The sequence below is a fragment of the Comamonas sp. MYb21 genome (assembly GCF_037479395.1).
In the GTDB taxonomy this organism is placed as follows: Bacteria; Pseudomonadota; Gammaproteobacteria; order Burkholderiales; family Burkholderiaceae_C; genus Comamonas.
The window spans coordinates 128,015-137,921 of record NZ_JBBGZC010000015.1 but is presented as its reverse complement, the minus strand read 5'-3'; the positions used below and the strand labels follow the sequence as shown (position 1 = coordinate 137,921).

The following is a 9,907-nucleotide window of genomic DNA, read 5'->3' as shown; positions in this document are numbered from 1 at the left end:
CAAACCTTGCGAACCGCCCTCTTTCGAGTCTGGCAGCTTTGCAAGGCATCGTGCTGTCGATAGACGCTATTGTATAGACATTTACCGACAGCTTTTCATGAAATTGCAATTTTTTTCAACTGCAGTGGCCGATCAGACCTTCCACTTCTCCAGCAACTTCTCTGGACGCAGGCTGTCGTAGCCCTCGAACGGCTGGTGGATCCAGGGGTTGGTCGCCAGGAACTCCACCGAGTAATCGGGCGTGAAGGTGGAAACACCCTTGGTCCAGATCACCGCACTGCGCAGCTCCGTGATGGGCGCGTAGTTGTTCTTGAGCATGTTGATCACGGCATTGAGCGTGTGACCCGAGTCCGCCAGGTCATCGACCAACAGCACGCGGCCAGCGATCTCACCCTTGGGGGTGGTGATGAAGCGCGCGATATCCAGGTGACCCTGCTGCGTACCGGCCTCGGCGCGGTAGGAGCTGGTCGACATGATGGCCAGGGGCTTGTCAAAAATACGGCTCAGGATGTCGCCAGGACGCATACCGCCGCGAGCCAGACACAAGATGGTGTCGAACTCCCAGCCCGATTGGTGAATCTTGATGGCCAGTTTTTCAATCAGGCCATGGTACTCGTCGTAGCTGACATACAAGTGCTTGCCGTCTTCAGTAAGCATGGGTTTCCTCAATCAAAAGTAGCAACCAGGGCTTAGGCCTGGTAGGGGTTGTGCATCAGGATCGTATGGTCGCGATCCGGGCTGGTCGAGACAACGGCGATGGGCACACCGGTGACTTCGGCAATACGGTCCAAATAACGGCGCGCATTGACGGGCAGCTTGTCGTATTCGGTCACACCCACGGTGGTGTCGGTCCAACCGGGAATGGCCTCGTAGATGGGCTTGCAGCGCTCGATGTCGTCTGCACCCAGTGGCAGCAGGTCGATGCGCTCGCCATCGAGCTCATAGCCCACGCACAGCTGCAGCTCTTCGATGCCGTCGAGCACATCCAGCTTGGTGATGCACAGACCGGACAGGCCGTTGATCTGGGCCGAGCGCTTGAGCAAGGCCGCATCAAACCAGCCGCAGCGGCGATAGCGGCCGGTGGTGACGCCCTTCTCTGCGCCCACGGTGCTCATCACCCAGCCTGGCGTGCCTTCCTTTTGCCATTCCAGCTCGGTCGGGAACGGACCACCACCGACGCGGGTGCAGTATGCCTTGGTAATACCCAGCACATAGTGCAGCAGGCCTGGGCCCACGCCCGCACCGGCAGCCGCATTGCCAGCCACGCAGTTGGACGAGGTCACATAGGGGTAGGTGCCGTGGTCCACATCCAGCAGCGAGCCTTGCGCGCCTTCAAACAGCAGGTTGCCGCCTTCGGAATGCACCTGGTTCAGCTCGGACGAGACATCGGCAATCATCGGCTTGATCAGCTCGGCGTGTTGCATGGCTTCGTTGTAGACGGCGTCGAACTGGATCTCGCCATTCTTCATGTAGGGAGCCAGTTGCGGGCCGAAGTCGAACTTCTGCGAACCGAGCACGCTCACCAGAATGTGGTTGTGCAGGCTCAGCAGCTCGCGCAGCTTGGTAGCAAAACGCTCGGGGTGCTTGAGGTCTTGCACGCGCAGTGCACGGCGGGCAATCTTGTCTTCATAGGCCGGGCCGATACCCTTGCCGGTGGTGCCGATCTTTTGCACGCCACCCTGCTCACGGGCCGCTTCACGGGCCAGATCCAATGCCTGGTGGAAAGGCAGGATCAGCGGGCAGGCTTCAGACACGCGCAGGCGATCACGCACCTGAACGCCGGCCTTCTCCAGGCCTTCGATTTCTTCAAACAGCTTGCCCACGGACAGCACCACACCATTGCCGATGTAGCACTTGACGCCGGGACGCATGATGCCGCTGGGGATCAGATGCAGTGCCGTCTTCACGCCATTGATGACCAAGGTGTGACCGGCATTGTGGCCACCCTGGAAGCGCACCACACCTTGTGCGCTCTCCGTCAGCCAATCGACCAACTTACCCTTGCCTTCGTCACCCCATTGAGTGCCAACCACAACAACGTTGCGACCTTTGGAGATAGCCATGTCTTTTCCCATCCAAGAACAAAATACGGTTAAATGCTGCGCACGATCCACTGGCCATCGACTTCGGCCAGTTCGCGGTCACAATTGAATTCATCGACTTCATCGTCATGCCCAGGCAAGGCGCAGACCACGGTTTCACCGGTCTGGCGCAGGCGGGCGATGACCTCGCGCATATCGTGGCGGTCCACCCAGGGCGCGCGAATGGCAGCCTTGAGGGGACGCGGCTCGACCACCGGCACCAGCTGCTTGATATCCAGACTGAAACCAACGGCAGGACGGCTGCGGCCAAAAGCGGCACCCACCTCGTCGTAGCGGCCGCCACGTACCAGCGCATCGGTCACGCCTTGCGCATAGATGGCAAAGCGCATGCCGCTGTAGTAGGAGTAGCCGCGCAGATCGGCCAGGTCAAACGTCACAGCCGGGCTGTCGATGCGGCTGGCCAGTTGGCGCAGGTCCGCCAGAATCGGTGCCACACCCGGGATGGCTGCCAGGGCCTTTTCAGCCTCGGCCAGCACCTCCACATCGCCATACAGGTTGAGCAAGGCACGTAGCCCATCGCGCTGGGCCTGCGGAAAATCACGGGTCAGCGCAGCGAGCTCGGAGGCATCCTTGACCGCCAGCGCCGCATGCACGCGGCGCAGGGTGGGCAGATCCACCAGCAAGCCCGCCAGCAGGCGCTGAACGATGCGCACATCGGCCAGGTCCACCGAGAAATCATGCAGCTGGGCCACGCGCAGCGACGCGGTCGCCAGCGCGATCACCTCCACATCCGCCTCTACCCCGGCATGGCCGTAGATTTCAGCGCCAAACTGCAAGGGCTCGCGCGTCGCATGGGGGCGATCGGGCTTGGCATGCAGCACCGGCCCGCAGTAGCACAGACGCGTCACACCCTTGCGGTTGAGCAAATGGGCATCGATGCGAGCAACTTGTTGGGTGGTGTCAGGGCGGATGCCCAGGGTCCGGCCGGAGAGCTGGTCCACCAGCTTGAAGGTCAGCAGGTCCAGCGCTTCACCGGAGCCGGAGAGCAGCGAGTCCAGATGCTCCAGCAGCGGGGGCATCACCAGTTCGTAGCCGTAAGCACAAGCCGTGTCGAGCAGGCCACGCCGAAGCTCTTCGATGTGTCGCGCTTCAGAAGGCAGCACATCGGCAATGTGATCCGGAAGGATCCAAGCAGACATGGGGAATTGGGAGGGCTGTTAAAAACGTGATTCTACAGGGATGACAGCGGGCGATCCGCATTTCCTGCTCTCGGCACTGCGCCTTTGCGGCCATTACAGAACCCAGCGCCTAGCGATGCTATAAGAAACCCCAATGAAAAAAGCCACTTTGCGTATGCAAAGTGGCTTGGTGGAGCGCTGGGCCGGGCTTACTTGGTGCCGGACGAGCGATAGCCCTTGAAGAAATCCGAGGACGATGGATCGACCACGATCACGTCCGACTTCTTGTTGAAGCTGGACTTGTAGGCCTCCAGGCTGCGGTAGAACTGCGCGAACTGCGGGTCTTTGCCAAAGGCATCGGCATAGACCTTGGCCGCTTCGGCATCGCCCTCACCCTTGAGCGCCTGGGCGTCACGGTAGGCATTGGCCACCGTCACTTCACGCTGGCGATCGGCATCGGCGCGGATCTTTTCACCCACGGCACCACCGGTCGAACGCAGCTCATTGGCCACGCGCTTGCGCTCGGCTTCCATACGGCTATAGACCGATTCGGTGATGGCCTCCACATAGTCAACGCGTGTGATGCGCACGTCCACAATGTCGATACCCCAAGGCTTGCTGCCCTTGACCGCTTCGAGCACTTCGCGCTTGACGTCGGCCATGGTCTGCTCGCGCTTGCCAGAGATCATGTCCTGCACGGTACGGCGGTTGACTTCCTCCTGGAAGGCATTGCGCACCACGCGGTTGAGCTGGATCGCGCCCTGGCCTTCGGTCGTACCCACATTGCGGATATAGGCCGAAGGATCGGTGATGCGCCAGCGCACATACCAGTCGATGACCACGCGCTGCTTCTCGGCAGTCAGCATGGATTCGGTGTCGGTGCTGTCCAAGGTCAGCAGGCGCTTGTCCAGGTAGGTCACGTTCTGCAGCGGCGGCGGCAGCTTGAAGTTCAAGCCCGGCTCCGTGATGACTTCCTTGATCTGGCCGAGCGCATACTTGATGCCGAACTGCCGCTGATCGACGACAAACACGGTGGAGCTGAGCAAGGCCAGCACCACCAGGACGGTTGAAGCTAAAAATCCCATTCGATTCACAAATCACTCCTAGCGCGACTCGCGGTCACGGGTACGGCTGGTATCACGGGCACGGGCATCGGGCACCGATGGTGCGGGCGCCGGTGCGCTGGTCGTGGACGCGTTCGAGCTGGCAGCAGCATCGCCTGCCGCAGCGCCGCCCTGGGTCTGCTGCATGATCTTGTCCAGCGGCAGGTACAGCAGGTTGGAGCCTTGCTTGGAATCGACCACCACCTTGGTCACATTGCTGTAGACCTGTTGCATGGTTTCCAGGTACAGGCGGTCACGCGTGACCACCGGCGCCTTTTGGTATTCGGTGTAGATCGACGAGAAGCGCTGGGCATCACCCTGGGCCTGCGCCACGATCCGGGCCTTGTAAGCGGCAGCCTCTTCCATCAGACGCGACGCCGTACCGGTGGCACGTGGCACCACATCGTTGGCATAGGCCTCGGCCTGGTTCTTGGTGCGCTCACGCTCTTGTCCGGCCTTGAGCACATCATCGAATGCCGCCTGCACCTGCTCGGGCGGACGCACGCCGCCTTGCTGCAGATTGACGCCCACGACCTCGACACCGATCTTGTAGCGATCCAAGATGACCTGCATCAGCTCACGCACGCGGGGCGCAATCTGGTCGCGCTCTTCGGCCAGCGCCGCATCCATCTTCATCTTGCCCACCACCTCACGCACGGCGGTTTCAGCCACCTGGATCACAGTGTCTGCCGGCGCCTTGCTCTCGAACAGCCAGGCACGGGCATCGCTCAGGCGGTACTGCACGGCGAACTTGATCTCGACGATGTTCTCGTCTTCGGTCAGCATCGCCGATTCGCGCAGACCAGTGGTCTTGATGATGCTGTCGCGGCCCACATCGGCAGAGCGGATCTGCGAAACATAGACCAGCTCATGGCGCTGGATTGGGTATGGCAGGCGCCAGTTGATACCGGCATTGACGGTCTTGTGGTACTTGCCGAACTGCGTGATGACCGCTTGCTGGCCTTCTTGCACGATGAAAAAGCCGGTGCCCATCCAGATCAGTGCGGCAACGCCGACGATCAGGCCCAGGCCAACGCCTGCGCCCTTGAACTCGGGCGGCTGCCCTGCACTGCCGCGGCCCGTGCCGCCGCCTTTACCGCCACCGAACAAACCACCGAGCTTTTTGTTCAGGTCCTGCCACAGCTCGTCCAGATCCGGGGCACCGCTGGTGCCGGGGCGCTGCGCGTTGGGCCGGTTGTTCTGCTCGGGCGGGTTGTAGGGCGGGCGAGATGGCTCTTGACCTGCATTGCTGCTGTCGTCCTTGCCATCGTCACCCCGCCCCCAGCGAGGATCGTTCAGGTTAAACATTCCGCGCAGGCCCTGCGGCAGCAAGGCCAGGCGCGGAAAACGTGAATGAAGTTTCATTAGCGATGTCTCTATGAATCAGCGTTACAAGCGCATGCAAGCAGCCATTGTGGCAGCCCTAGGAGGCATTTCCCAGCAATTCGTCATCAGCGTCTGGGGCTATCTCCCAGGCATCACCCGCATCGAGCGCTGCCTGGCGAGCGACCAGGGCCTGGGCCAGGTGCTCGCGCACGGCCTCCAGCCCCTGCCCCTTGGCTGCGCTGACAAAGAATCGTGGAACCTGCACCCCATCGAGCTCATAGCTGTCTGCAAGCGCTGGTGGCCGCCGGTCTGGCTCAATGGCATCCAGTTTATTGAATACCAGAACCTGCGGCACGTTTTCTGCCCCAATTTCCCGAAGAACCTTTTGGACTTGTTGTATTTGTTCCGGGTGGGCAGGGTTGGAGGCATCGACCACATGCAGCAGCAGATCTGCATCGACCGCTTCTTGTAGGGTTGCCTCGAAAGCATTGACCAGCCCGTGGGGCAGGTCACGAATAAAACCGACCGTGTCGGAGATGGAGATGGAGCGCTGTGCCGACTCCAGGTACATCTGCCGCGTCGTCGTGTCCAAGGTCGCAAACAGCTGATCGGCTGCATAGGCGCGGGCCTTGACCACGGCGTTGAAGAAGGTCGATTTGCCGGCGTTGGTGTAACCCACCAACGAGACATTGAAGGTGTCGTTGCGCTGGCGCTGGCGGCGCTGCGTGGCGCGCTGCTTCTTGACCTTGAGCAGCCGGTCCTTGGTGCGCTTGATCGCATCGTTGATCATGCGCTTGTCCAGCTCGATCTGCGTTTCACCCGGGCCGCCACGCGTGCCGATACCGCCGCGCTGGCGCTCCAAGTGCGACCAGCGGCGCACCAGGCGCGTGCTGAGGTACTGCAGCTTGGCCAGTTCGACCTGGAGCTTGCCCTCGTGGCTGCGTGCGCGCTGCGCAAAGATCTCGAGGATCAGCAAGGTGCGGTCGTTGACCGGCATCTGCAGATGGCGCTCCAGATTGCGCTGCTGGGCCGGGCTGAGCGCCTGGTCAAACAGGATCTCGGTGGCACCATGGGTCTGCGCCACCAGGCGGATCTCATCGGCCTTGCCGCTACCCACAAACAGCGCCGCGTCGGGCACCTTGCGCTTGCACACCAGGCGCGCAACCGGGTTCAGGCCAGCCGTTTGGGCCAGCAGTCCCAGCTCTTCGAGTTCGGAATCGAAGTGCGGAAAACCAAAATCCACCCCGACCAGCATGACCGGGGTGGATTTTTTGTCGTTGGAATTTTGTTGATTACTCAATGATGTAGAGCTGCTCACCCGCGGATTGCGCGAGTGTTGTGCTATCAAAAGCGTTAGGCTGCGGCTTCGTTGTCTTGCGAGTCAGGTGCCGAGAAGTTCACGGCACGACCGGGGACAATGGTCGAGATCGCATGCTTGTACACCATCTGGGTGACGGTGTTGCGCAGCAGCACAACGTACTGGTCAAAAGATTCGATCTGGCCTTGGAGCTTGATGCCGTTGACCAAATAGATGGACACTGGCACATGCTCGCGGCGCAGAGCGTTGAGGAAGGGATCTTGCAGAAGTTGGCCTTTGTTGCTCACGATATTCTCCGTGTTCGGACAGTGTTGTTGTAAAACGCCACCTTACCACAGTGGCATCCTAACTGAACGATAAATGGTTTTTTCCATGTGATGGGTCTGTGGATCAGACCTCATCTCACTTGTACGCTATCAATCTTTGTCAGCGTAAGGGTTATGTGAGGTCTTGAATTCAATCCGCAAGGGGGTGCCGATCAAATTAAATTCCTTGCGGAAACGCCCTTCCAGGAATCGCTTGTACGCATCGGTGATGTGTTCGAGCGAATTGCCGTGGATCACAATCACCGGCGGGTTCATGCCACCCTGGTGCGCATAGCGCAGCTTGGGGCGGTAAGGCCCGATCTTCTTGGGCGTCTGGTACTGCACCGACTCCAGCAGCACGCGCGTGAGCACGGGCGTTGGCATCTTGCACAGGGCAGACTTGTGCGCCTGGGTCATCGAAGTCCACAGCGGGCCCAGGCCCTGGCGCTTCTTGGCCGAGATGAAGTGCAGCGGTGCAAACTTCAGGAAGGACAGGCGCAGCTCGATCGAGCGCTCCAGCATCTGGCGGCCGTAATCGTCAAGCGCATCCCACTTGTTGACGGCCAGCACCACGGCGCGGCCGCTCTCCAGAATGTAGCCGGCGATGTGCGCGTCCTGGTCGGTCACGCCTTGCGTGGCATCGAGCAGCAGCAGCACCACGTTGGCCCCTTCAATGGCCTGCAAGGTCTTGACCACCGAGAACTTCTCGATCGCCTCGAACACGCGGCCCTTGCGGCGCAAACCGGCGGTGTCGATCAGCTGGAACTTCTGGCCATTCTTCTCGAACGGCACCGCAATCGCATCGCGCGTGGTACCGGCCATGTCAAAGGCCACCAGGCGCTCTTCACCCAGCCAGGTATTGATCAAGGTGGACTTGCCCACGTTCGGGCGCCCTGCCACGGCCAGCTTGATGACGCTCTCATCTTCTTCGGGCTCTGCGTCCTCGTCCTGATTGAGCCAAGGCAATTTCTCCAGCGCCATGTCGATCATGGTGCGGATGCCCTGGCCGTGCGCGGCCGAGACCGGGAACACCTCGCCCAGACCGAGCTCATAGAACTCGGCCAACTGGCCGCCGTCCTTCATGCCTTCGGCCTTGTTGCCCACCAGCATGGCGGGCTTGCCCAGGCGGCGCAGGTAGCCGGCAATCTCATGGTCCTGGGCCGACAGGCCCAGGCGCACATCGACCACGAACAGCACCACATCCGCCTCGGCCACGGCCTGGCGGGTCTGCTTGGCCATTTCCTTGAAAATGCCACTGGTCGCATCGGGCTCGAAACCACCGGTATCGATCACGATGTATTCGTGCTTGCCCTGACGGCCTTGGCCGTAATGGCGATCACGCGTCAACCCGGCAAAGTCGGCAACGATGGCGTCGCGCGACTTTGTCATGCGGTTGAACAAGGTGGATTTGCCCACATTGGGGCGCCCCACCAAAGCAATAACTGGCTTCATTCCTGACTACTTTTTCTTTTCTTACTCGGGCCGAAAGCCATACACCGCGCCGTCATTCGTCTGCACCACCATGGTGTTGCCCGCCACTACCGGCGCCACGGAGATACCGGAGCTGTTGGTAGAGAAGCGGTTGAGCGGCGAGCCGTCTTTCTTGGACAGCATATGCACCGTGCCCGAACTATCACCAAAAATCACAGAGCGGCCCAGCACCAGCGGCTGGCTCAGCTTGCGGTAGCGCAGGCGATTGCTCGTCCACACCACGCTGCCGCCCTCATGCGCCCAGGCCGTGATCACGCCATTGCCATCGGCACCGGCCACCACATCGGCATCACCCGAGATGCCATTGATACCGTCGGCACGCACCGTCCAGCTCAGCTGCGCAGTAGCGGCATCGATACAGCCCACGGCCATCTGGTAGGCACGCGTGCACAGCACCGAGCCTTGGCGCGAGACGCCACCCACCAGTTCCACCAGACGCTCGACGTCATTGGTGCCACGGGGGCTGGCAATCGGCACTTCCCAGCGCAGGGCGCCGGTGTTGGGGTCGATGCCAACAAAGCGGCCCGACACGCCGGCGACCAGGGTGTCCTGGTAGGCGGTGAGCACACCGCTTTGGCGCAGCACCAGCGCTTCGCTGGTCTTGGCCTGGCTCCACAGAGCCTGGCCCGAGGCCGCATCAAAGGCCTGCACCGAACGGTCCGCGCTTTGCACAAAGATGCGCTCGCCCGCCACCAGCGGCGCGGTATAGACACGCGCTGGCAGGCGCTTGCGCCACATTTCCTTGCCCTGGGTCAGCGCCACCAGGTTGCCGTCTTCGGTCACCACGGCGGCCCATTTGCCATCACTGCCCACGCCCGCCGAGAGCTTCTGACCCACGTTGACGCGCCACAGATCGGCACCGGTGTCGGCATTGATCGCAGCCACCTGGCCGTCGGCCGAAGCCAGGGTCACCACCTTGCCGCTGACATTCATCACCAAGGTGGGATTGCTCTTGCCAATGCGCTGCGTCCAGACCTGCTGCACAGACAGCAGTGCGACATTGGGCTCCAGCTCAGTGGGCTTGCGCTTGTCCGACGAGAACAAAGAACAGCCCGCAATGGCCAGCGCCACTGCCGATACCGTCAAAACCTTGGCTGCAGCAGCTGCTGCAGCATATGCCTGTTGTTGTTTCATGCGCACTGCC

9 protein-coding genes are annotated in these 9,907 nt (G+C 61.2%); all 9 read right to left on the bottom strand.

The window, feature by feature from the left end; translation table 11 throughout:
* Window positions 1-132: 132 nt before the first annotated feature.
* The gene (locus WH367_RS21165; RefSeq protein ID WP_021027527.1) at window positions 133-657 is read right to left on the bottom strand and encodes a phosphoribosyltransferase; all 525 of its coding nucleotides are present in this window, start codon (window positions 655-657) and stop codon (window positions 133-135) included.
* A 32-nt stretch (window positions 658-689) separates the two neighbouring features.
* Window positions 690-2,063, bottom strand: coding sequence for an adenylosuccinate synthase (locus WH367_RS21160; RefSeq protein ID WP_339537570.1), 1,374 nt, complete (start codon window positions 2,061-2,063; stop codon window positions 690-692).
* Window positions 2,064-2,092: 29 nt separating this feature from the next.
* The gene (locus WH367_RS21155) at window positions 2,093-3,241 is read right to left on the bottom strand and encodes an ATP phosphoribosyltransferase regulatory subunit (RefSeq protein ID WP_021027525.1); all 1,149 of its coding nucleotides are present in this window, start codon (window positions 3,239-3,241) and stop codon (window positions 2,093-2,095) included.
* Window positions 3,242-3,429: 188 nt separating this feature from the next.
* Window positions 3,430-4,314, bottom strand: coding sequence for a protease modulator HflC (gene hflC, locus WH367_RS21150; protein WP_021027524.1), 885 nt, complete (start codon window positions 4,312-4,314; stop codon window positions 3,430-3,432).
* A 9-nt stretch (window positions 4,315-4,323) separates the two neighbouring features.
* Window positions 4,324-5,688, bottom strand: coding sequence for an FtsH protease activity modulator HflK (hflK, locus tag WH367_RS21145; protein WP_312990063.1), 1,365 nt, complete (start codon window positions 5,686-5,688; stop codon window positions 4,324-4,326).
* 58 nt (window positions 5,689-5,746) lie between these two features.
* Window positions 5,747-6,904 carry a GTPase HflX gene (gene hflX / locus WH367_RS21140; RefSeq protein WP_021027522.1) on the bottom strand — a complete coding sequence of 386 codons (1,158 nt, stop codon included), beginning with the start codon at window positions 6,902-6,904 and terminating at the stop codon, window positions 5,747-5,749.
* A 98-nt stretch (window positions 6,905-7,002) separates the two neighbouring features.
* Window positions 7,003-7,254: an RNA chaperone Hfq gene (hfq, locus tag WH367_RS21135; RefSeq protein ID WP_021027521.1), complete on the bottom strand. Its 252-nt coding sequence runs from the start codon at window positions 7,252-7,254 to the stop codon at window positions 7,003-7,005.
* A gap of 129 nt (window positions 7,255-7,383) precedes the next feature.
* Entirely contained in the window at window positions 7,384-8,724 is a 1,341-nt protein-coding gene (der, locus tag WH367_RS21130; protein WP_182345464.1) for a ribosome biogenesis GTPase Der, read from the bottom strand.
* A gap of 21 nt (window positions 8,725-8,745) precedes the next feature.
* A complete protein-coding gene (gene bamB / locus WH367_RS21125) occupies window positions 8,746-9,897 on the bottom strand; it encodes an outer membrane protein assembly factor BamB (RefSeq protein ID WP_312990064.1) in 1,152 nt (383 codons plus the stop codon).
* Window positions 9,898-9,907 lie beyond the last annotated feature (10 nt).

What these genes read in the sequence shown, in the direction of transcription:
- hflK (WP_312990063.1), bottom strand. Translation starts at nt 5,688, where the DNA reads ATGAAACTTCATTCACGTTTTCCGCGCCTGGCCTTGCTGCCGCAGGGC.
- WH367_RS21155 (WP_021027525.1), bottom strand. Translation starts at nt 3,241, where the DNA reads ATGTCTGCTTGGATCCTTCCGGATCACATTGCCGATGTGCTGCCTTCT.
- hflX (WP_021027522.1), bottom strand. Translation starts at nt 6,904, where the DNA reads ATGCTGGTCGGGGTGGATTTTGGTTTTCCGCACTTCGATTCCGAACTC.
- WH367_RS21165 (WP_021027527.1), bottom strand. Translation starts at nt 657, where the DNA reads ATGCTTACTGAAGACGGCAAGCACTTGTATGTCAGCTACGACGAGTAC.
- bamB (WP_312990064.1), bottom strand. Translation starts at nt 9,897, where the DNA reads ATGAAACAACAACAGGCATATGCTGCAGCAGCTGCTGCAGCCAAGGTT.
- der (WP_182345464.1), bottom strand. Translation starts at nt 8,724, where the DNA reads ATGAAGCCAGTTATTGCTTTGGTGGGGCGCCCCAATGTGGGCAAATCC.
- WH367_RS21160 (WP_339537570.1), bottom strand. Translation starts at nt 2,063, where the DNA reads ATGGCTATCTCCAAAGGTCGCAACGTTGTTGTGGTTGGCACTCAATGG.